The following is a 22,706-nucleotide window of genomic DNA, read 5'->3' as shown; positions in this document are numbered from 1 at the left end:
TGATAGGTCGTTTGCAAGTGGCCATTACTTTATGTGCGTTGATAAACGCTGATGGCGTAACTTACTTGATGTTAATGCTGCGTATCTACTTACTATAATAGCGTTTGTACCATAGATAATTATATCTACGATATCAGTATCGTGATGGCAATTTACCAAGAGTAAAGGCCTGCTTACTAACCGACAGAAATATAATAATAAGAGTGCTCGTTAGTGTAGCATATTTTGATTTGACCGCTATCAATCAATTGGCAGTCAGCACATAATTTTAGTACCAAAAAACGGGAATTATTTTTTGCTTAAATATATAAAGCTTGGCTTAAAATCTTGTAGATGAATAGTTACATCATTAAAGGAGCAGTTTAGCGCAATCAATGTACGCTGATAAGTCTCTTATGTAATATTAACGAATCGTCAACACATCGATAGTAGGTCGATAGAATCGAAAAGGCAACCCTCTCGTACCGATGCCGCTACTAACAAATATCTGTGCGCTTGCATGTTGATATAGGCCGCGCTGCTTACCCATACGACTGTTATATAGCAATGCTGATTGCTCACTACTGCGTCGAATATCGTTTTGTTTTTGAGCAAGTAGGATATTTTTTTGAATAGCCTTTGCAGCGCCTGTTATCAACAAAGGGCGTGGTTGTAAAGATTTCGGCAGATCACTGATACTATCAAATCGTGATGCCAAGATAATCACTGGACTGGTGGCATTGGCAATCTCCGATCCAAGCATTATTTTATCAGTCGCTTCTGACGTTTCAATATCTGTAGATTGTTTGGGCACATCTTGCCAGCCACAAAGCACCGCTACTAATGAATTTGTATTCGGGTTTTCTTGCTCAACACTGTCTTGATTATTAGTTTGATTAGTCGACTGATTGACGACTGCCTGCTCATTTGTTGCTCTTGCACATTTGAGTGGTAGTGACGTACATTGCTGACCGATATAGTTAATATCGAGTACATCAAAAGTACTGGCCAATGTATCTTCTAATAATGGCTGACCTTGTTTGGTCGTATTCATAGATTGATAACGCAAGTCCGAGGTGCTCATGACCGTATAAACAGGTTTATTCACCCCTTTAAACAGCATTAACTGACCCACTAGATCCGCACTTGGATAATATAGCCAGTCGCCAGTAATCAGTACGGCGTCTGCTGACAAGGCATTAATAGTAGAGACCAACTTGCGAATATGACGCGGCTTACCACCGTATATCCCTATACGCAAATCTGCCAATACGGCGACTTTGAGCGGTGTAGACAAATCTAAGTCAATAGAATGATGCTCTAATCGTAAGCGATTGGGTTGTACAATGACAGTATAAAAGTATAAGCCCATCATCAATATTGCCATCAGTACGGCAGGTAATGATAGCTGCGCTAACATCGGTATCAGGTTCTGTGACCAAACCATGATAAGCAATACTGCCCAAACAGGCATCGTATAAGCAGCATAATATAATGCTAGCTTCACCCAAATACGCATAAAGCGCTTGGTAGGATTGGCATTAAACGTTTGTAGCCCTGACCACAGTGCAATGTACGCTAGCAGTGCTGCTGACGTTGTCGTAATAAGCGTATGTAGAGCGGGGTCAGTCATAATTACCTAGCGGTTGCATAATGGTACGAGCCTACTAAGCGACTCGGCCCACCTTAGAGCGTATTGATTGATCAATAACTCACTTAACGAATGGATTGCTGTTGAGGTCTTACTCTTAGCTGTTTGATAAAAAACCAAACATTATAGAGGTCGACCTCCATGATAGACAAGCACAATTATTGACGTGCGCGCTGCCTTTATACTCTGCACCGTAATCTGAGTTACATTATTAGTCACATTAACAATGACATTCACAGTCAAGCTTTAATCATGACACCTATTCAATACGTAGACCAATAATAGCAGGAATGCCTTGGCGTATAACTTCTATAGTGACTACGCCTTTTTTAGGAAGAGATGAGATAGCACCTGAAAAGTCTGCCACTGTTTCGATCGGCTTTTGATGAAAGTTAGTAATGACATCGCCTGCCAGAATACCTGAGCGTGCGGCCAATCCAGTAGGATCCACTGTGGTAACCAATATGCCCGTTTTATTATCGACAGCGATTTCTGCTTGTTCATCTGCCGTCAAATCGCGTAAACGCAAGCCCAACTGTACATCATCATTTTGCTCATCACCGCTCTGTGCTCTTACATCATTAGGCGCATAAGCGAGCTTGCCGTTAATCACCATCTGCTTACCGTTTCTCTGAATCCGTGCACGGAAGGGGTCGCTTGGACGCGCTCGGTTGAGCAAGTTCAGCAAATCTGATGCCTCCATGATTTGTACGTCATTGTATTGCAAAATGATGTCACCGGGTTTTAGGCCTGATTTTTGTGCTGGTGAATCTGGTGATACACGAGTCAGTAAGGCACCTTGAGGGCGCTCTAAATTGTAAGCCTCGGCCAGATTGCGATCGATATCTTGTGGATAGATTCCTAAATAAGCACGCGCCACTTCACCATCATTTTTTAGCTGCTCATAAATGTCCATGGCAGCGTCAATAGGGATAGAGAATGACAGACCCATATAACCGCCAGTACCACTAAAAATGCGCGAATTGATACCAATCACTTCGCCGCGCTGGTTAAATAGTGGTCCGCCAGAGTTACCCGGGTTTAGTGCTACATCCGTTTGGATAAATGGCACACTGGTCTCACGCGAGAAGCTACGCGACTTGGCACTGACAATACCAGCAGAGGCTGAGTAGTCAAAACCAAATGGCGAACCAATTGCCAATACTGGCTCCCCTACTTTGAGACCACTTGAGTCGCCAATAGGCAAGGCCGGAAATTGATTACCTTCAACTTTTAGCACGGCGACATCTGAGCGCTCGTCACTACCAACTAAAGTTGCATCAAGCTCGGTTCTATCATTGAGCGTCACAGTAATTTTGTCCGCACCTGCGATGACATGATGATTGGTCAGCATATATCCATTGGAGGTAATAAAAAAGGCCGTACCATAAGCATGTTCAATCGCTGGCGTCGCGACTCGATCAGGAATACGTAGACGATCACCAAAGAACTGACGCAACACTTCAGCAGTCTGAGCCTTAGCGAGCTCGGCCTCACTAATCGTTTTGGTAACATTGACGCGTGCCACTGCTGGCGTGACTTGTTGCACCAAACCAGAGAAATCAGCCGTAGTGACTGCAGCCTGAGCACTGTTTATCGTCGTGACATTAATACTAGTGAACATCGCGGTACTAATAGCGAGTGCCAGCGCACTACGTTGTAACCAGCGCTGCATATTGGCAGTGGTCTGTCCTTTGAACATATCGATAGGCATTTTGTGTCCTCCATATGAGTAATCGCTGTTATTAACAGCCACGTTATGATTGTCAGCGATAGCGACTACACCAAGCGGCATGCCCCTATTCGTTACTATTTGGTGAAATTATATTCTCTTATCTATTTATCTTGTCTATTTATGCGGCGCAGCACTTTTATTCGAACTTATTGTCATAGCTTTTTAGCCGTTACTTTACACTTATTTTTATCACTACTCATTATTTGAATACTTATAGAGCGCTCGTCTTTAGGACATGGTTAATAGTGTAGAACATGATTAATAGTGTCTTATAAAAATAAACCATGTCAGCAATCAGTATATGACATTTCATGGCGCTAACACTATTATCCTGTGCGCGACGTGCATGCCCCACGTAGCTACTGTATGATAAATAAAAACTTGAAGTATTGTGCTGATGCCTTTTGCATAGTGCAGGATAACCTAAGGCAGCGTTATTTCATACGGACTTCGTATACTTTTATGGCCGTAACATAGCTTTTTAGCAGGTACGGCTTACATCAGCTTGAAATAAAATCATGGTATGATGTCAAACCAAATATTTTACTAAACAAACAAAAGTTAGCTTGTATATAGGGCTGTTTATTGCAGGCTTATGAACTGGCTATCATCACTCTTGTTTTCCATCTTTTGCATTTCTAGCGTATTGTGATTTATCTAGAAGCGCTTTTGTCTTTGCTACTTTATAGTAGTTATATCATATCTAGCTTATGTTGTGATTCATGATGGCTATCAGTGCGATGGCTTAGCTACAACAGAAACGGATAACAACTTATTGTTAAATAAACGGTAGCGACTATCTTATAACAGCTATCGATAGATATAAAATATGACAAGATTATAAAAGGATTAATTTATGGATACCGCCCTTTTGCTATCCGGCGTGGTTGGGATTGGCATTGCCGCCCAATGGTTGGCTTGGTATTTAAAGCAACCATCCATTTTATTTTTATTACTGATTGGTATTATCGTCGGCCCAGTGCTAGGTGTATTTGACCCAGACTTGGTGTTGGGCGAGCTGATGTTTCCTTTCATCTCTTTGGGCGTAGCGATTATCCTATTTGAGGGCTCGCTAACGCTAGAGTTCGATGAGATTAAGCAACATGGTACCGTGGTACAGATGCTGGTATCGGTCGGTGTACTGATTACCATTGCTATCGTGGCACTATCGACCTATTTACTATTCGATGTCGACCCATTGATTGCTCTACTCTTCGGTGCACTAGTCTGTGTGACTGGTCCAACGGTCATTATGCCGCTGCTGCGTAGTGTACGCCCCAACAAAACCATTTCCAACATCCTAAAATGGGAAGGTATTATCATTGACCCAATCGGCGCTATCGCTGTGGTATTGGTCTATGAGTACATTATCTCAGGCGGCGAAGCCAGTAGTATTCTATTGTTTGCTAAGATTGTCGTATTGGCAACGGCAATGGGTATGGCAGGCGCTTGGCTACTTGCATTCCTCATGCGTCGTCATATGATTCCTGAGTTCTTGCGTAATGTTTTTACCCTAGCATTTGTACTGGTGTTATTTTCAATATCAAATCATCTAGAGCATGAATCAGGTCTATTGACCGTCACAGTATTGGGCGTAGCATTGGCAAACTGGCCAAAATTCCCACGTGAAACGATTTTAGAGTTCAATGAATCTTTGACCATTTTGCTGATTTCAGTGCTATTTATTATTCTGGCGGCGCGCGTAGAATTGGCAAGCTTGCTCAGCGTTGGTTTTGCCGGGCTAGTACTGCTCGCTATCGTGATGTTTGTTGCACGTCCACTATCAGTCTGGGCATCGGCTATCGGCTCGAACCTTAAGACCAATGAAAAGCTGATGATTAGCTGGATTGGCCCACGTGGTATCGTCGCCGCTGCAATCTCATCCCTGTTTGCCATTCGTTTGCAAGAGTATGATATTCAGGGCGTAGAGCTGCTTGTACCTCTCGTATTTATGGTCATTATCGGTACGGTCATGATTCAGGGTCTAGGTGCAAAAGTCGTCGGTAATCTACTAGGCGTACGTGAGCCTGAGACCAACGGTATCCTTATCGTTGGCTCAAACCCAATTGCGTTATTGATTGCTACCTCTCTCAAAGACCAAGGCTTTGACGTCATCGTTGCGCACAATAACTACACCAATATTGCTCGCGCACGCATGAGCGGTCTGCGTACTTACTTTGGCAACCCTATCTCTGATCACGCAGATCATCATCTGGATCTAATCGGTATTGGTCGTTTGTTTGCAATGAGTATGGACAAAGAAATGAATACGTTGTCCGAGATTCATTATCGTCATGAGTTTGGTGAGCGTAAGCTATACCGTCTCAAATTCAGTGACGAAAAGGTTAAAAGCGAGCGTGATGACAAGCAGTCTAACTTCCATTCACAGTGGTTGTTTGGCAAAGATGTGACCTATACAAAGCTTGCCAGTATGCTGTCCAAAAAAGCTCGAATTAAGATTACCAATATTACGGATAGCTACAGCTTTGAGCAGTATAAAGCGGATAATAAGCAATTCGTACCGCTATATACCGTCGACAAAGAAGGCAAGCTGCACGTCATCACCGATAAATTTGACGGTACTGTCCCTCGTGACCGTAAGCTTATATCGCTAGTGGTAGACGATGAAGTACAGCCAAAGCCAGTCGATGTAACGCCTAAGCAAGAGCAGGCTCGCATGGCAGCTGATGCTAACTTTGAGTCCAACTCAAAAGCTCCTGAAAAGCGCAAAGAGCAGGAGCCTAGCCCTGATGACAGTCAAACAGCAGCGCCAGAGTCTTTGGTAGATAGTGACAAAAATGATGAACAAAACACTGCTAATCCGTCATCAGCCACCCAAAGCAGTAACACCGAGACTAAGTCACCTTCTAGCACTACTGTAGAGAAAAGTGAGCCAGTAGAAGAGCCAAAAACGTCTGCTACTAATATGGATAATAAAGGCGTCATGTCTGCAAATTCGACAGCGACTTCGAAGACCAAAACCTCTACGAACAGTAATGGCAATGGTAGTGCGCCCAAAAACAAAAAAAGGGCGCTTGACCCAAATCGTCTACCTGACTCTGCTCAGGATAGCGATGCCTCTATCGCTACTACTGAGGATGTAAAAGTAGATAAAATAGATGACAAATAACGTGCATAGTTATCTGCTTTATTGACCTAAAGATGAAAGATTTACCTTAATAAAAAGCCCCAACAATATGCTGGGGCTTTTTATTGGTGCTAACTGACTGACTAGCTGACTAGCTGACTAGCTGACTAGCTGACTATCGATACATCTAACTGCCATATAAACCTACTTGGCAAAATTTAGTTATTTAATATCAAATCTGTCCATAACTGTCTGCCATATACGTGCACTCACATCATCCGTACTGCCCGATGCATCAATACGCTGTATCCGCTCAGGGTATTCGCTCGCTAGCTGGCTAAAACCAGTATGCACCCAAGTAAAAAACTCGGTAGCCTGCTGCTCAAAACGATCGGCCGCACTGCGCTTATTGGCACGTTTCATACCCTCTGCTACTGGCAAATCCAACCACAATGTCAGCTCAGGAAGCTGCGTCACAAATTGTTTGATAAGCATATCTATTTTGCCGCGTACCAGCTCGTCGCCATACGCACGTCCAAAGCCCTGATACGCAATAGTAGAGTCGGTAAACCTATCACATATTACCCAAGTACCATTTTGAAGCGCTGGTAAGATGACCTGCTGCATGTGATCACAGCGCGCCGCAAACAATAGCAGCAACTCAGTATCGTCTTCGATATCAGTCGCTGGGTCCAATAATATCTCACGCAATTGCTCGGCAAATGGGCTACCACCCGGCTCACGAGTACGCAGATACGAGATGCCATTAGCTTCTAAGCGCAAACACAGCTGTTCAATCGCGGTGGTTTTGCCCACGCCTTCGGTCCCTTCAAAACTAATAAAGCGGCCTAAAGTAGGTGCTGTATTTGAAGCACTTGATTCAGGTAGATTCGATGATGATGTGCTGCTATGTGACGGTGTTGCGCTGGTGTGCATAGATACTGACATGATATGACCTTATGTCATTGATGAGCGCTACCTCTACTTTGTAGCACTCAATAAACGATAAGTTTTTTAAGAAGATTAAGAAGGAATATTACTGCGGCGGCGTTTGAGACTTTTTCTCACGCATGACACTCAGATAGTCCTTTACCGCCTGATTGTGCTCAGCCAAGCTATTGGTAAATTTGTGCCCACCATTGCCCGTTGCCACAAAATACAACGCTTCACTATCGGCAGGATGTAAAGTCGCTTCGATAGAGGCCGCTGATGGTAGCGCAATTGGCGTTGGCGGTAAACCATCAATTTGGTAGGTGTTGTAAGACGTTTTTTCATTGATGTCTTTGCGGCGGATATTGCCATCATAACGACTACCCATACCATAGATAATAGTCGGGTCCGTCTGCATACGCATGCTTTTGTTCAAACGGTTTCTAAATACGGCAGAGACTAAAGGACGTTCATCAGCAACGCTGGTCTCTTTTTCGATAATAGACGCCATCACTAACGCTTCATAAGGACTCTTATAAGGCAGATTCGGCGCACGATTTTCCCACGCATCAGTCAGTACCTGCTGCTGACGCTTATACAAGTCAGTCAATACTTTTTTATCGCTGGTTCCTTCACCATAATAATAGGTATCAGGCGCGAACCAACCTTCAAGATTATAGTTAACAATCGGGTCACTGCTATTAGCCACACTATCTGGCAGTACACCCGTCAAATCTAGTGCTTGGGCAATACTCGCATTGTCACTATCTGCGGTCAGTACTTCTTTTTCGATTTTGTCATTATCACGAAGCGCTTGGTAAAGGTCTTTAGATGTCTTGCCTTCGATAATCTGTACCTTGACCATAGCCGCTTTTGCGCCTTGACCTAGTATTTGTAGCACCTCAGCGATAGTCGGGTTTTCGGGTAATTGATACGTACCAGCATGCAACGGCGCATCGACTTGTGATTTGATATATAGCTTGGCCACGCCTGCTGAGAACAGCGGAATCTGCTGCTGCCACTGCGGTAGTAGACCGTAATACGTCTGACCTGGTTCAATCGTGACCATTTGCTGCGGCTGCTCGATACGACCAAACAACGTCTGATAAACCATGACCAAGAAAAATGCAGCAATCAGCCCCAACACTAGCAGCACTTGATAGCCACGTTGCATAAAAAACGATGGGTTATTGACTTTATATTGACGCGGTTTACTGTTACCACTGATAAGCGAGACGTTGGTTGCTGGCGTTGCTGATGTGTCTTCCACCTCATCTACCACTGGTTGCGCGTCCGGCAGCGTGGTATCGACACGCTCCTCGACTGTGCCATCTTGCTTGTTTGACGGCGACTCATTGGGACGTTCAGGTGGTATATTGGGTGTAGGCTTGCTCATGGCAACTCGCGAGGCAGATGTTTGCTAGAATTTAGCACTGAACCGTGCGATTTTCAATGGTATTTGCTTAGCTTATGAATTATCTTGCTATTGATGGCCGTTTATATAGCTTAATACTTAGGCGTTTTTTTCAGTATTCTCAGCTTATCTATTAATAATGAAAATATCTTATGAACCTACATTTTAACCAAAGTCTTGCTAAAAACTATCACTCTGAACCTCAAAAAGTTCGTGTACTCAGTGAATCATGGGTAAAAGAAAATAGTTACTGCACCAATTGTAGCGCCCAATCGCTAGCTGAGTTTGCTAATAACAAACCTGTTGCTGATTTTTATTGCGAAAATTGTAATGAGCAATATGAGCTAAAAAGTAAAAAAACCAAGTTAAGCAATGTTGTCAATGATGGTGCCTATCAGACGATGATTGAGCGTATCAATAGTAAGAATAATCCCAGCTTCTTCTTTTTGACCTACTCAAAAGAATACACCGTTAATAATTTTCTAATTATTCCCAAGCATTTCTTTACGCCCGATATTATTGTTAAGCGTAAACCCTTATCAGTGAATGCCAAACGAGCAGGTTGGGTTGGTTGCAATATTGACTTACGCCACGTACCCGAATCGGGCAAAGTGTTTTTGGTCAAAGACCAACAAGTTATACCGCGTGAAAATGTCACCCAACAGTTCCAAAAGACTTTGTTTTTACGCAAGCAATCTATGGCTTCACGCGGTTGGACACTCGATGTCTGGCAATGTATCGACCGTCTCGATGTCAGTTTTTCTCTCAATCAAGTTTATGCTTTTGCTGACGAGTTACAGCTCAAACATCCTGAAAACAACCACGTAAAAGATAAAATTCGCCAACAGTTACAAGTATTACGAGGTAAAGGCATCATTGAATTTGTGAGCCGTGGTCACTATCGAAAATTATACTAAGAACACTTATCATCCCATAATGGTAAATCTTTGGCAGCAACCAAACGACCGTAAAACTTATGAGGAGGGTAATCTAGCTCTAGCTCATCATTTACTTTGAAAAAGTGTTTCACATTGCCATCGAGACAGGTATAAGCTCGATTTTTTACCTGTTTATTCCAGCTCATTAGCAGCCCTAACGGAGTGCGAGAAGCTTTAGTAAAAGCTTGTCTTTCGGTTGTGATTGCACACATCACAGTATCTTCATGAAACTGCTTATCTAAACCTTGTTCAATGACTTCTTGACGGGTATGCGCATACTTAAACACACTCCCAAATGCTGTGTATTTTTTATCTTTCTTAGAATAAACAATACTAAATGCTATCTGTGAATAACAAGGTAAGTGAATTATTTCATCAGGGTCTCTTTTCGCTGCACAGCAAACTTTATTAAATATCATCAATCTACGAACTTGTAGTGGAATTCGTTGATCTTCATATGTAGTACGCATTTATTATCCCCTGTTAGATAGTATTGGATAGAATGCAATCATTGATCGATTAACATCAGTACGCAATACTCATTAACAAAAGACGATCAATTATGAAGAACGTTATTGGAGATATGCATCACTCAATAGACTTCTTGCGAAAATACCAGTGCATTAACTTCGATTGTCGGAGCCTCAAAGGCGAGTGGTGATTTATGTAAGAAGGCTGATACGTCATATAAACACAGTATCAAGATCATAATATACAGCCGCTAAAATTTATTAGCAGCTATAACTATAAGTAGTAACTTAATTATGAGTTTCGTATAACATAGTAATTATTTCGAATTATAACAGACGCCTTTCATTATAACGTTCAGGTCTAGGTTCGCCTTGATTGTCACGGTATACATCTGCAATTAACTCATCTCTATCATCCCATAGTGGCAGACGAGCTGTCGCAACTAGACGGTCATGAAACTTATGCGGTGGGTAATCCGAATCAATTTCATCATTTATCCGAAAAAAAACTTCTTCACGATAGTCAACATAAGCATGCATTCTATTCTTTACATATTTATTCCAATACCACACTAATTGTATAGGTGTACTAGCTGGGCGAGTAAACTGCTTTAGATTAACAGTCAGCGCACATTTTACTGGCTCGTCGTTAGGAAAAATGCGAATACGTTGCTCAATAACTTCTTCGGGTGTTTGTGCATACTCAAACACACCACCAAAGGCTATAAATTTCTTGAAATCCTTTAGATACATAACTCCAAGTGATAACTGAGTAAATTTTGATAAATGAATAATTTCATCAGGTTCTTTCTTCGCTAATTTACAGATTTCATCAAAAACCATCAAACGACGGATTTGTAGCGGGATACTTTCATCTTCATAAACTTCGTACATTGGCTTATCTCCTTATTAGATAAGCAGCATTGATCGATTTGCTTTAAGACACAAGACCACGTAACAAAAGACGATCACTTCTTTTGAGGGCTTTTGCTAATCTACTTGGTATAAATGACTGAAGTGATATATGAGAATCGAGTGTGAATATAATAAGAAAAGATAAAAAGGCAGCACAAACCTTTCAAGTTGAAATTGTCGAAACACTAAGCACTATCGTGGAAGTAAATGCTGAAGATGAGCAAAGTGCGCTTTTGAAAGCGCAAGAAATGTATAGAAATGAGCAAGTGGTTTTATATCCTGATGACTTCATTGATACCAAATTTATTGTTTTTCAATAACAACTAAACGGATTCAAAATCCACACCATCACCTGACAATAACGTCAGACTGCTCATTGGCATGATACCGCGCAGTGCATTGCAAAAGAATAACTGCGTTAATTTAGGCAAATCTTCATCTTGTAGCGACCTGATTATGACTGGATATTGCGTCGTGGATAGTGCATCTATAATTACCTGACGCATGACACCAGCGACGCCTGATTGAGCCATAGAAGGGGTATACCACTGGCCAGTGGTTAGGTAGTTTTCATTATCTTTATGAATACTAGAGGCAGTTTTGGATTCTGATAGTGGTGCTTCTGCCAATTGATAGAATACATTACTCATCGTACCCTCAACCCACTGCCCACTCATATCGCGTAGCAGACCTTCACCAAGTGTTGAAGCAAGCTTTGATGCCAATGGCTCAGATTTTATACGTTGTAGCTCACCACTAGCGAGGACATTGTCTAAACGATTAAGGCTCTTGAGACCTGCCAGCGGTGGCGGTAAGCAAGCAATCTGAGAAGACAAACATATTGCCGAAGCATTAGGTTGGATGGGTACCAAGTTTCCATTAGGCAAAGACAATTGCAGCGCCGTAGAAACTCGCATTGCGGTAGCCTTTAACCATATTTCACAGTCGCTACCATCTGCACTAGGTGCATAGCCATAACCGCGTACATTCTGCGCAGCGCGAGTAACTACTAGCTTGAGCATACCTTGCTCTAACTGCTGGGCATACAGCTGCAGTACTGCTAATAGCTCTTCGCTATTTATGTTTAGCTGCAAGGCTTCAGCATGAGAGACAAGCCGCTGATAATGATAATCTGACCATAGTATCAACCCATCAATGACGCCCATGGTAGTAAAGAAGCCATCAGCGTATGCCAGTCCGCGATTATCTAGAGACATGGTTACCGTTTGGCTGGTTGCCCTATCATCTTCGGTCACACTGCTGACTTGTGGATACAGACACACCCAACCGTTTGGCACTGACGTCATATCGGTCATGATTTAGCTATTTTCTGTTTGAGCAGCGGCTTTATTTATAACTAGCATGCAACTGTAGAACTCACATTTTGCTAGCTCTATCTTTTGTCCACCGACGATTCTGTTTTTGATGATTTGACTATTGAGCATATCAGCAACCATTTTTCCGCCATCATCACCCATCAATTGACGTGATAGTTGATAGGCTTTTTTGGCGTGGTTTTGGCTCAGCTCTTTTTCTTTGTCTGTGTCAGTAGGATTGGCATAGTACCAGCCAAGCTCTAGATATTTTTCAGAGTCGATGATATCTAGATATGGCGCGTCCGTTTTCATAAAGCGATATTTTGCCGCTGGATTACTGGCATAGTCTAGGCTGTTTTCGTCAGTACTCATCACTTCGCCAAACACCGATTGTATACTATCTAACTCATCTACAGCGAGCGACTCAACCTTATCCGTACCCCATGCTGCGACATCATATCTCACTGGCGTGCCTTGCTGAGCAGTGGCACCGTCTAGGTCAGGATTGTTTGCGCTGTCCTGTACTGGCTCATTCGTTGTTACCTGCTCAGTGGTTTCAGCATCTGGATTTGGAGCATCTTCTTTGGTGCTGTCACAGCCACTGAGCGTCACACTAACTGCCATTATCATACCGACTAGAAGGGTCTGTAGGTTAGGATTCCACATGGATAATTTACTCACACTTTTAGATTGATCTCGAAATAGTATTAACGAGCTGGCAGGAACGCCGCTGATAACGAATAGTTTTCAATAAAGAGCATATTTCACAAACATTATAATCTAGCAGTCATTACAGCATATTGATATAGGTTTCCATATTTTATAGTTTACCCAACTGCTCAGCACTTGACTACCTTTTACGTTACGCGGAGCACTCCCCGAGAGTACAGATTTGTTAAATATATAACGTACCAAAACAGTCTTTTCTTTGATAGAAAGTACAAAACTACTTGCGCGTGTTTTGTATATGCTTGCCTCAATGTCAGAATTTATTTTCAAAAGCGATAAGGCAGCCTCTGACTAACGCTGTCACTTTTTAATAACCGATTGGTAATAGCCTCTTGGTTTGTCAATCATAGCGTTATCCCTTATGATGATTGAGCGCCACTTATTGCTTCTTTGATAGTATTTTTATTTTTTAGCCAGCGGATTATTTATGACCCAACACTTTATCGTTATTGGCAATCCAATTGCCCATAGTAAATCTCCTGAGATTCATGAGCAGTTTGCTATCCAAGCAGGGATTGATATTAGCTATCAGCGTCAGTACTGCCCTGATGATGCCGCCAGTTTTACAGCTGTCGTTGAGGCATTTTTTTGTGGTGGCGGTGTGGGAGCTAACGTGACAGTTCCTTTTAAACAAGTTGCTTATGATTGCTGTGCGGCGCGTGGTGGCTTATCAGAACATGCCAAGACGGCAGGCGCGGTCAATACATTACTGTTGAACAAAGCACTATTAGAAAGCGGCGTACCAATCACCGAAGCACTCTATGGTGATAACACGGATGGACAAGGACTTATCAATCACATTATGAGTATGGACTGGCCACTGACCGATGCTCGTGTGGCGCTAATAGGTGCAGGCGGTGCCGCTCGTGGCGTAATATTGCCATTATTTGAAGCGGGTATTGGCTCTCTCACGATTGCCAATCGCACCGTGTCTAAGGCAGCCGATTTGGTAAATGAGCTAAGCGCGGCCAGCTCAATAATCGATAACCAAAACATCGAGGTTTGCGCGACCAATGAACTCAGTGGCTCTTTTGACATTATCATTAATGCCACCTCGATTGGCTTGTCAGGTGATACGTTGCCGCTGGATGATACTCTAAACTGTCAGTACGCTTACGACATTATGTATGGTCGTCCGCTACCATTTTTACAGCATTTTGCCGCTCGCGGCGCACAGACCTCTGAAGGCTACGGTATGCTTATCGGTCAAGCCGCTTTAAGCTTTGAGCGTTGGACTAGGCATACTATCGATGTCGCACAAGCGACAACAGCGCTAAATAAAGACAGTTGATCAAAGAGAAATCTTTGTAAAGCTCTACCCTATTAACTAAAACGTAGTAACAGCCAATTTTCAAAACGGCGTAGCGGTACACGCAATCGCGTAGAGTGTATCGCCAGACCACCGCTCAATCCAATCACGCAGCCGAGCGCCGTATCAATCATACGCGCTTGGATAACGTCTCCAGCGACTGGTGGCACTGACATCGTACTACCATACTCAGCGATAAATATCGTCAGCGGCGTGATAAATATCACCGCCAGTCCATAATGCCGATCCACAAATGACTCAATCAAAAACATCATACATAATATCGCGATAGCGATGCCCCATCCTGATAGTCCCCAAGACAGCATCCAACCTGCCACGCCCATGCCAGCCAATGTACCTAATAATCGATGCAACTGTTTGATCCACATGGTTCGTAGCTGCATACCTTGGATGATAATAAAGCAGCTCATCGCTGCCCAGTATGGATAAGGCAGCTCTAACAGAACGGCAACGACCAACGCCAAACTGACGAAACTTACCACGATAAGACTATCGCTAATCATATCAGGCTGATAGTCATAGACAGGTACAGAAGCAACAGGACGCGTCGCCAATAAGAACAAACTATAGAGTAGCGCCAGCAACATCGAGGAGCCACTACCCAATATCACAAGCCCTATCGCTGAGAGCACTTGATCAATCGGTACAGGGATAAACAATGCAATCGCACCCGCCATCAACACAAACAATCCTGCGGGTGGTGGTTGCCGATAGTAACGACCTAGCATCACTACGCTAATACCAATCAGCATAAACACAGGCAGCCGAAGTACTGGTAATAGCTGCGCGATCAGACCCAGTGCAAAGCTCAGTATCATCGCAAACCCCCAAGCCATAACTGTCACTAGCCGATGTGGTAGCCCGCCTGCAAATGGTAGGTTTAAAATAATCATTGAGCCTAGCGATGCTTTGATACCTGAAGACAAGTCACCAAAATAAGCCCCTACAAACACTGGAAAGCTAATCGCAATCGCCGCGATGACTGGCATATGCCATGGTCGATGGCTACGATTGACTGTGAGTAAATGATTCAGCTCACCATCGATTAACCCCTTAATACGAGTTAACAATGTGCTCAACCAAGAGGCTCGCTGTTGCTTTTTTGAGGTGCTCATAAATGGCTTCTCCTATTTGATAAGTCCATTTGTCTTTGAATTTAGATGAGTCTACATAGCCCTTTATAGAATAATTTCAAGCGAAGATACAATTTACCTATACAAACTAAAATGAATTAATAACATAATTAATCATGAATAATAGTTATTAGTTGTATATTTGTCGCTGTAGAAGATTTATAATCATATCAACGCTATAACAGCTGTCTGCTACTAAAGACGTTCTAATAACTAATACACTAGAAAGCTGTCCACTAATAATTCACTTGATGACTAATATAACGTCTAGCTCATCTAAAATAAGTAAATATCGCTTACATAAGTTGTGACTCAAATATTGCGCCATAAGTCTATGATAGCGAACTAACCAAAGAGAGCGATTATGTTAACTTACAAAGCCCCCTTACGTGATATCAAATTTTTGATTAATGATGTATTTGACTATCAGACGCATTATAAAAGCTTAGACAACGGCGAAAACGCTGATCCTGAAACTGTAGATATGATTCTACAAGGTATGGCTGATTTTGCTGAAAACGTCATTGCCCCGCTCTATCAATCAGGTGGTGAAGAAGGCTGTCATTTTGAAGATGGCGTCGTGACCACGCCAAAGGGCTTCAAAGAGGCTTATGACCAGTTTGTAGAAGGCGGCTGGCAAGGTATCTCATACCCTGAAGAATTCGGTGGTATGAATCTACCAACGTCAATCAACCTTATTAAAGCTGAGATGATCGGTACTGCTAACTGGTCATGGTCGATGTATCCTGGTCTATCAACAGGTTGTATCAACACATTGCTTCAGTACGGTACTGACGAGCAAAAAGCACTGTATTTACCTAAGTTGGTCGAAGGCTCATGGGCAGGTACCATGTGTCTGACTGAGCCACAGTGTGGTACGGATTTGGGTCAAGTTAAATCGAAAGCCATTCCACAAGATGACGGTACCTATAAAATCAGCGGTACCAAAATCTTTATCTCAAGCGGTGAGCATGACTTAACAGATAACATCGTCCATATCGTCCTAGCACGCCTACCAAATGCACCAGAAGGCACGCGCGGTATATCACTATTTATCGTACCAAAATTCACGCCGAATGCTGAAGGTGAAGCTGGCGAGCGCAATGCCGTAGTTTGTGGTTCAATTGAGCACAAAATGGGCATCAGCGCATCTTCGACATGTGTATTGAACTTTGACGGCGCAGTCGGCTACTTGATTGGCGAACCGCATAAAGGCCTAAAAGCCATGTTCACATTCATGAACACGGCTCGTATCGGTACTGGTATCCAAGGTCTGGCGCATACTGAGTTGTCTTTCCAAAATGCACTGCCATATGCCAAAGAGCGTCGTTCTATGCGTACGCTATCTGGTACTAAAGATCCTGAAAAAGTAGCTGATGCTATTATCCATCATGCCGACGTACGCCGTATGCTACTGACGCAAAAAGCCTTTGCTGAAGGCGGTCGCTCAATGATTTATCATTCAGCACGTTATGCCGACAAAATGGCACAAGGTATTGTCAATGGCGATGATGAAGAGTTCGAAAAATGGGATGACAAATTGGGCTTCTATACGCCAATTCTAAAAGGCTTCTTAACTGAGCTAGGTATCGAAGCTGCCAAGCATGGTCAGCAAGTCTATGGTGGTCACGGCTACATCAAAGAATGGGGCATGGAGATGATCGCTCGTGATGCTCGTATTGCGACGATGTACGAAGGGACTACTGGCGTACAAGCACTTGATCTACTAGGTCGTAAGGTTATCTTACAGTCTAAAGGTAAGATTATCCGTGACTATACCTCTAGCATCATGAAATGGTGTGGCGAGTACGCACTCGATAAAGAAATGCGTAAATTCGTTTGGGCACTGACCAAACTATGTGCTGAGTGGAATACCTTGACGGTACGCTTGATGCTGATGGCACGTAAAGATCGTGAAATCATCTCAGCAGCGTCAGAGGACTTCCTAATGTACTCAGGCTACGTAATGATGGGTTATCATTGGGCTCGCATGGCAGCGGTCGCTTATGAAAAGCTAGAAAATGGCGGCACAGAAGCACCAGAATTCTACAAAGCAAAAATTCAGACTGCGGAATTCTACTTTGATAAGTTGCTACCGCGTACTTCTGGTCACGCAGAAGCGATGGTTGCACCAAGCGAAAGCATGACATCGATGGAAATCGATCACTTTGCTTTCTTAGATTAAAATTGACTAAAACTGCATCGATAATCAATAAAAAAGCGCCTATCATTTAGGCGCTTTTTTGTGCTTAACTGGAAATCTGCTTATACAGAATCCACAGCAACTAGCAGATTTAGGAGCAAGCTATGCGACTGATTGATTATAAATCCACTTCTGTAGCCACACGCTGTATGCAAACATTGGTAATTAGCACTGTACTAGCAAGTATCGCTGCAAATAGTGCGACTGCTAAAAATAACGACATCCCTCTTCATTTTTCAAAAGGTGCTATTAGTAGCGTCATCACTGGTAAATTAAATCCCAATGACAATGAACGCTGGTATCGTTTTGACGCTACAAATGGACAGTATGCCGTGATAAATATTACCCCATTTGCGGGAACATCTGAGACTGCCAATGTCGGCGTATTACATATGCCGAACGGTATACAAGATGGCGGTAAAGGTGGTATCGTCTATCAAGGCTGCTTACCTGCGACGGGCACATATCGATTGCGTATCGCCCGCAATCTTATGGCTACCGAAGGCAAAATTGCGGGCTACAATGTTGAACTAATGATACTACCAACGTATGCCAGTCAGCCTTTATGCAAATGATTGTAATCATTTAAGGTTGGTAACTTTAGCCTACGAGCAGTCACCTTTTTAAGCAGTCGCTTTTTCAACCAAACAGCTTTTTAAAAGACAGTTTTTAAAAAGGTAGGCGCTATTAACTACCAAGCATTTTCTTATGATACACCGCACTTATCTCTTCAACTTCTACACATATCTGCAATGCCGCACGCCCTGACTGCTCTGCGCCTATTTTTTCCTCGATAGTAGCGACCAACAGTTCAGCCAACTGGTCACGAGTGGCCATATCACGCCCACTCATCAGCTTTAGGTGAGCATAAATAAACCCATTGGCCTGTTCATCATCTTCAACACCTACTAGAAATGAATCAATAGGTACAATGCGGGCTTTGATATCAGCAGGTTGCTTGAACTGGCCACTATCCCACAATGCTTTGTTTAGCGATTTGAGCAATGATTCTTCATGAGCGATACTGACGTTGGGTGTCACTTGAATGGTTAAATGTGGCATGAGCATGTCCTTAAATGTAGATAAAAATAATAGATAAGCTGGCGTACAAGTCTACGCCTTATCGCTATGGTCAATCTACAACAATCTTGCGCCAAAATATCTTCAATACAAGCGAACCCAGTATAGATTACTCATAAATATGCCTAGCGAAATTATCGATATGGCGAATTTATAATAGGCAGATTATAGCCACCGTAGGATCTTTTATTCATCAGTGATATCACTAAAGCAAGCATCAAGCATCGCGGCCAACTGTGCAGGCGGCAATTCAATCTCAAGACCGCGGCGACCCCCACTCACATAGACAGTGGCCTGATCTTGAGCTGTGCTATCTATCACGGTTTTTAGTCGTTTTTTTTGACCCAGTGGACTAACACCGCCCAACACATAGCCCGTGCTGCGCTCTACTTGTTTGGGGTCAGCCATCTGTACTTTCTTGCAGGATAGCAATTTATTAGAAGATAGCGCCTTTGCCATTTTTTTAAAATTAAGCGTTTTGTTGACTGGTAATATCGCCACAGCGAGCACACCAGTATCGGTAGTCACTACTAAAGTTTTGAACACTTGTGTCACCGCTACGCCGAGTTTTTCTGCGGCTTCTAAGCCAAACGATGCGGCATTGCTGTCGTGAGTGTATTCGTGTACTTGGTAATCAAGGTTACGTTTTTTGGCAAGATCGATAGCTGGAGTCATAAGTTTTAAGCTTAGTAAAATGAGATAGAGAAATAGACGCTATATTTATGAGTCATCGGTGATAAAAATATATTATTACGCTAAATATATGAACTTTCAAATGTTTGAGCATTTTGTATAATTGGTCACTCACTACAGCGTAACCAAACCGTATTAATATTGGTAGTATATACAGACACTATATATCGCTTTGGTGGCTTTTATGGCATCATAAGCGCAACATATTTGACTATTTTTGATACTGATTATGATACCGAAGTTCCTAAAAAAACGGATTTTTAAAGCGCCGGTCGCGACTGATGGCACTGCTAAAACTGATGGCGTCGCGACTTATAGCACTGCCGAAACTGATGGCAATGCAATCGCTACTAAGCCTTATTCTAATGCACCGATCAATCAGCTGTATCGTAAGCTGTCAGGTCAGATGCTCGATATCGCCGTAAAACCTAAGCTATTAGGCGAGCTACCTGAGTTCGACAATGATGATCAGACGCTACGGTTTTATGTACTACAGGACTATTCTCGTTCAAACAGTATTCTGATTGACTTGCAAACGCAAGAGCACAACTTGCCACCAGCACTGGTTGGGGTAAATGATGCCGCTCATAATATTAAAGAAAATGCGGCCATCATATTTTTGAATCACCCAAGTGCCAAAGACAGCCAATTGTCTCCTCGCCTTTCTCGCTTAGTATCTGCTATATTGCAATATCCGGAGCTAAAGGTACGTCTAGTGCCCGTATCGATTCTGTGGGGACGCGCACCTGAAAAAGAAGATTCGTTATTTAAGCTACTGACTGCTGACAACTGGCAAGATCCTAGTATCACCAAGCAACTATTTAATATTGGAGTAATGGGCCGCGATACTTTCGTACAGTTTCACCCACCGCAAGACTTACGTACCATTATCAATGACAATCTCAAAGGCGATGTGGAAGGACCTGCTACCTTTGACTCAGTCGCTACAGATGCTCTGAAAGCAGATTTAACCGCGACGGATTCACTCGATATAGAGTCAACGGCCACTAACAATGATACCGCAGCTGACGCTGAGCAGACACCAAGCTATGCGCTAGTCGCATCGGCTGATAGTAATCGTGAACTGGTTCGTATGTTACAGCAGCAATTGTCGCTTTATTTAGATAAACAGCGCGCCAGTATGCTTGGCCCAGATCTATCAGATAGACGCAACTTGGTAGACAAACTGGTGTACTCGCCAGCTATCAAACATGCGATTGAAATGGAAGCGGCCGAAAAAGGGACCAGCGTTCGAGAAGCTCGCAGTCAGGCCAGAGGCTATGCTAATGAGATGGTCAATGACTACTCTCATTCTATCATCCGTGGTTTTTATAAATTCCTAACATGGTTGTGGACGCAGTTATATGACGGCGTAGAAGTCCATCACTTCGAGCGAGTACGTGACCTTGCGACCGATTATGAGCTGATTTATGTGCCTTGTCATCGCAGCCATGTCGACTATCTATTACTATCTTATGTCATCTACAAACGTGGCCTGAGTATCCCTTATGTGGCAGCAGGTGATAACTTAGATGTACCTGTATTAGGCCCACTATTACGCGGTGCCGTTGCTTTTTATATTCGTCGTAGCTTCCGTGGTAACGCGCTATATACCGCTGTACTACGCGAATATATGCATACCCTTATCACGCGTAACACCCCGATTGAATACTTCATCGAAGGTGGTCGCTCACGTTCAGGTCGCCTGCTACCGCCGAAAATGGGTATGCTAGCGATGACTGTGCATAGCCAATTACGCCAAACCAATAAGCCTGTGGTATTTATTCCAACTTATATTGGTTATGAGCGCATTATGGAAGGCGGCACGTATGTCGGCGAGCTAAAGGGTAAGCCAAAAGAGTCAGAGTCTTTAATCGGGCTGCTCAAAGTTGGTCGTAAAATCGAGCGTATCTTTGGTAATGTGCACTTGAGCTTTGGTACGCCATTGCACCTTAGCGATTTTAGGACAAAGTTCGATGTGCCAGCTAATAGTTTGCCATCTGATCGTACTGACTCGCCGCTCGATGAAAAGACCAGCGCCATGGTTGATAACATCGGTGTGAAAGTCATGCAGCATATCAATAAAGCTGCAGTCGTCACCCCTGTATCGCTATTGTCATTAGTTTTACTATCGGCACCGAAAGCTGCATTGGATGAAAACATCTGCCGTGAGCAAATCGCTTTGTATCAAGGTCTGGCTCAGCAGCTGGTCTACTCAGAGGATACAGTTATCACTGATATGACGCCGCAGCAAATCATTGATTATGGTATCAAGTTAAAACTTATTGAGCGTACGCCGCATATCTTGGGCGATATCATTCAGGTCGCAGGTAAGCAAGCAGCATTACTCAGCTACTTCCGTAACAACATTTTGCATGTCTTTATCCTGCTGTCGTTCCTGTCTGCGCTAGTCGCACGCAATGGACGTATCAAACGCAGCCGTCTCGATAGTATCGCTGAACAGCTATATCCGTTCTTACAAAGTGAGCTATTCTTATATTATCCAGCACATGGCTTGGCTGATACGCTCAATAAGAAAGTTGATAATCTACTATCTCATGGGCTCATCGTTGACTTAGGTGATGATACGCTCAGCGTTCCTGAGTCTAATAGTAAGCACTATCAGCAGCTACAAGTACTGGCGACTCCAGTTGGACAAAGCCTTGAGCGTTACTTTATGACGCTTGCCCTACTTGCTCAGCAAGGCTCTGGTAATTTAACTGAAAATGAAGTTGTTGACCTATGTCACCTGCTCGGGCAACGTTTGTCTGTGCTCTATGCAGATGATATTCCTGACTTCTTTGACCGTGCCCTGTTCACTAGCTTTATCAGTGCATTGACTCGTCTTGACTATCTACAAAAAGACGATGAAACAGGCATATTGACTTTCGATCATCGTATTAATGACATCGCTCATCATGCTAAGTACGTACTAACGCCTGATATGATGCAAATCTTGCAGCAAGTCGCTAGTTTGGATGAAGAAGAAATCACTCACGCCATTACTGAGATTAGTAATAAAAAACAGCGTAAGTTTGGGCGTAAGCGTTAATTTTAACAACTACCCACACCCTTTGAAATTTTACGCTAAACAAAAAAAGA

18 protein-coding genes are annotated in these 22,706 nt (G+C 43.1%); 7 read left to right on the top strand and 11 right to left on the bottom strand.

The features are described from left to right. Positions 1-403 precede the first annotated feature (403 nt). The gene (locus QL886_RS08110) at positions 404-1,612 is read right to left on the bottom strand and encodes a hypothetical protein (RefSeq protein ID WP_290178306.1); all 1,209 of its coding nucleotides are present in this window, start codon (positions 1,610-1,612) and stop codon (positions 404-406) included. A gap of 277 nt (positions 1,613-1,889) precedes the next feature. Then, positions 1,890-3,344 (bottom strand): Do family serine endopeptidase, encoded by a 1,455-nt coding sequence (locus QL886_RS08105; RefSeq protein ID WP_290178317.1) that lies wholly within the window; start codon positions 3,342-3,344, stop codon positions 1,890-1,892. An 877-nt stretch (positions 3,345-4,221) separates the two neighbouring features. Here QL886_RS08105 and QL886_RS08100 point away from each other — a divergent pair. Beyond that, positions 4,222-6,495, top strand: a complete 2,274-nt coding sequence (locus QL886_RS08100) for a cation:proton antiporter (RefSeq protein ID WP_290178305.1) — start codon at positions 4,222-4,224, stop codon at positions 6,493-6,495. 180 nt (positions 6,496-6,675) lie between these two features. Here QL886_RS08100 and tmk read toward each other — a convergent pair whose 3' ends face one another. Next, positions 6,676-7,401 carry a dTMP kinase gene (tmk, locus tag QL886_RS08095; RefSeq protein ID WP_290178304.1) on the bottom strand — a complete coding sequence of 242 codons (726 nt, stop codon included), beginning with the start codon at positions 7,399-7,401 and terminating at the stop codon, positions 6,676-6,678. Between the two features lie 88 nt (positions 7,402-7,489). After that, positions 7,490-8,779: an endolytic transglycosylase MltG gene (gene mltG / locus QL886_RS08090; RefSeq protein ID WP_290178302.1), complete on the bottom strand. Its 1,290-nt coding sequence runs from the start codon at positions 8,777-8,779 to the stop codon at positions 7,490-7,492. Between the two features lie 170 nt (positions 8,780-8,949). Here mltG and QL886_RS08085 point away from each other — a divergent pair, with 170 nt between their 5' ends. Beyond that, complete coding sequence (locus tag QL886_RS08085) at positions 8,950-9,714, top strand: DpnI domain-containing protein (protein WP_290178301.1); 765 nt, start codon at positions 8,950-8,952, stop codon at positions 9,712-9,714. Here QL886_RS08085 and QL886_RS08080 read toward each other — a convergent pair. Then, on the bottom strand, positions 9,711-10,205 hold the full coding sequence (locus QL886_RS08080) for a hypothetical protein (protein WP_290178300.1): 495 nt from the start codon (positions 10,203-10,205) through the stop codon (positions 9,711-9,713). The genes QL886_RS08085 and QL886_RS08080 overlap by 4 nt on opposite strands. 327 nt (positions 10,206-10,532) lie before the next feature. Continuing rightward, a complete protein-coding gene (locus QL886_RS08075) occupies positions 10,533-11,099 on the bottom strand; it encodes a hypothetical protein (protein ID WP_201606892.1) in 567 nt (188 codons plus the stop codon). Positions 11,100-11,242: 143 nt separating this feature from the next. Here QL886_RS08075 and QL886_RS08070 point away from each other — a divergent pair, with 143 nt between their 5' ends. Further along, positions 11,243-11,440 (top strand): DpnD/PcfM family protein, encoded by a 198-nt coding sequence (locus QL886_RS08070; RefSeq protein ID WP_290178299.1) that lies wholly within the window; start codon positions 11,243-11,245, stop codon positions 11,438-11,440. A gap of 3 nt (positions 11,441-11,443) precedes the next feature. Here QL886_RS08070 and QL886_RS08065 read toward each other — a convergent pair whose 3' ends face one another. Together QL886_RS08065 and QL886_RS08060 are read right to left on the bottom strand one after the other, a co-directional pair. Continuing rightward, the gene (locus tag QL886_RS08065) at positions 11,444-12,436 is read right to left on the bottom strand and encodes an aminotransferase class IV (RefSeq protein WP_290178298.1); all 993 of its coding nucleotides are present in this window, start codon (positions 12,434-12,436) and stop codon (positions 11,444-11,446) included. 3 nt (positions 12,437-12,439) lie between these two features. Beyond that, positions 12,440-13,117 (bottom strand): hypothetical protein, encoded by a 678-nt coding sequence (locus QL886_RS08060; protein WP_290178297.1) that lies wholly within the window; start codon positions 13,115-13,117, stop codon positions 12,440-12,442. A 475-nt stretch (positions 13,118-13,592) separates the two neighbouring features. Between QL886_RS08060 and aroE the strand changes: the two genes are divergently transcribed. Further along, entirely contained in the window at positions 13,593-14,456 is an 864-nt protein-coding gene (gene aroE, locus QL886_RS08055) for a shikimate dehydrogenase (protein ID WP_290178296.1), read from the top strand. A 32-nt stretch (positions 14,457-14,488) separates the two neighbouring features. Here aroE and QL886_RS08050 read toward each other — a convergent pair whose 3' ends face one another. After that, the gene (locus tag QL886_RS08050) at positions 14,489-15,610 is read right to left on the bottom strand and encodes an FUSC family protein (RefSeq protein ID WP_290178295.1); all 1,122 of its coding nucleotides are present in this window, start codon (positions 15,608-15,610) and stop codon (positions 14,489-14,491) included. Between the two features lie 382 nt (positions 15,611-15,992). Between QL886_RS08050 and QL886_RS08045 the strand changes: the two genes are divergently transcribed. Further along, on the top strand, positions 15,993-17,813 hold the full coding sequence (locus QL886_RS08045; RefSeq protein WP_290178294.1) for an acyl-CoA dehydrogenase C-terminal domain-containing protein: 1,821 nt from the start codon (positions 15,993-15,995) through the stop codon (positions 17,811-17,813). 122 nt (positions 17,814-17,935) lie between these two features. Continuing rightward, positions 17,936-18,406 (top strand): hypothetical protein, encoded by a 471-nt coding sequence (locus QL886_RS08040; protein ID WP_290178293.1) that lies wholly within the window; start codon positions 17,936-17,938, stop codon positions 18,404-18,406. 112 nt (positions 18,407-18,518) lie between these two features. On the opposite strand, the gene QL886_RS08035 is transcribed toward QL886_RS08040, so the two are convergent. Further along, the gene (locus QL886_RS08035; RefSeq protein WP_290178292.1) at positions 18,519-18,893 is read right to left on the bottom strand and encodes a 5-carboxymethyl-2-hydroxymuconate Delta-isomerase; all 375 of its coding nucleotides are present in this window, start codon (positions 18,891-18,893) and stop codon (positions 18,519-18,521) included. 204 nt (positions 18,894-19,097) lie between these two features. Beyond that, positions 19,098-19,586, bottom strand: coding sequence for a Cys-tRNA(Pro) deacylase (gene ybaK, locus QL886_RS08030; protein WP_290178291.1), 489 nt, complete (start codon positions 19,584-19,586; stop codon positions 19,098-19,100). A 247-nt stretch (positions 19,587-19,833) separates the two neighbouring features. Here ybaK and plsB point away from each other — a divergent pair, with 247 nt between their 5' ends. After that, positions 19,834-22,656 (top strand): glycerol-3-phosphate 1-O-acyltransferase PlsB, encoded by a 2,823-nt coding sequence (gene plsB / locus QL886_RS08025; protein ID WP_290178290.1) that lies wholly within the window; start codon positions 19,834-19,836, stop codon positions 22,654-22,656. Positions 22,657-22,706: the final 50 nt, after the last annotated feature.

It is taken from the genome of Psychrobacter sp. APC 3281 (assembly GCF_030407815.1).
Taxonomy (GTDB): domain Bacteria; phylum Pseudomonadota; class Gammaproteobacteria; order Pseudomonadales; family Moraxellaceae; genus Psychrobacter.
This window is presented reverse-complemented; position numbering and strand designations above follow the sequence as displayed.

Excerpts from the sequence above, each read along its gene's own strand:
- QL886_RS08035 (WP_290178292.1), bottom strand. The coding sequence starts at position 18,893 with ATGCCACATTTAACCATTCAAGTGACACCCAACGTCAGTATCGCTCAT.
- QL886_RS08085 (WP_290178301.1), top strand. The coding sequence starts at position 8,950 with ATGAACCTACATTTTAACCAAAGTCTTGCTAAAAACTATCACTCTGAA.
- QL886_RS08075 (WP_201606892.1), bottom strand. The coding sequence starts at position 11,099 with ATGTACGAAGTTTATGAAGATGAAAGTATCCCGCTACAAATCCGTCGT.
- QL886_RS08100 (WP_290178305.1), top strand. The coding sequence starts at position 4,222 with ATGGATACCGCCCTTTTGCTATCCGGCGTGGTTGGGATTGGCATTGCC.
- QL886_RS08045 (WP_290178294.1), top strand. The coding sequence starts at position 15,993 with ATGTTAACTTACAAAGCCCCCTTACGTGATATCAAATTTTTGATTAAT.
- QL886_RS08080 (WP_290178300.1), bottom strand. The coding sequence starts at position 10,205 with ATGCGTACTACATATGAAGATCAACGAATTCCACTACAAGTTCGTAGA.
- QL886_RS08040 (WP_290178293.1), top strand. The coding sequence starts at position 17,936 with ATGCGACTGATTGATTATAAATCCACTTCTGTAGCCACACGCTGTATG.
- QL886_RS08110 (WP_290178306.1), bottom strand. The coding sequence starts at position 1,612 with ATGACTGACCCCGCTCTACATACGCTTATTACGACAACGTCAGCAGCA.
- QL886_RS08105 (WP_290178317.1), bottom strand. The coding sequence starts at position 3,344 with ATGCCTATCGATATGTTCAAAGGACAGACCACTGCCAATATGCAGCGC.
- plsB (WP_290178290.1), top strand. The coding sequence starts at position 19,834 with ATGATACCGAAGTTCCTAAAAAAACGGATTTTTAAAGCGCCGGTCGCG.
- ybaK (WP_290178291.1), bottom strand. The coding sequence starts at position 19,586 with ATGACTCCAGCTATCGATCTTGCCAAAAAACGTAACCTTGATTACCAA.
- QL886_RS08065 (WP_290178298.1), bottom strand. The coding sequence starts at position 12,436 with ATGACCGATATGACGTCAGTGCCAAACGGTTGGGTGTGTCTGTATCCA.
- QL886_RS08050 (WP_290178295.1), bottom strand. The coding sequence starts at position 15,610 with ATGAGCACCTCAAAAAAGCAACAGCGAGCCTCTTGGTTGAGCACATTG.
- mltG (WP_290178302.1), bottom strand. The coding sequence starts at position 8,779 with ATGAGCAAGCCTACACCCAATATACCACCTGAACGTCCCAATGAGTCG.
- tmk (WP_290178304.1), bottom strand. The coding sequence starts at position 7,401 with ATGTCAGTATCTATGCACACCAGCGCAACACCGTCACATAGCAGCACA.
- aroE (WP_290178296.1), top strand. The coding sequence starts at position 13,593 with ATGACCCAACACTTTATCGTTATTGGCAATCCAATTGCCCATAGTAAA.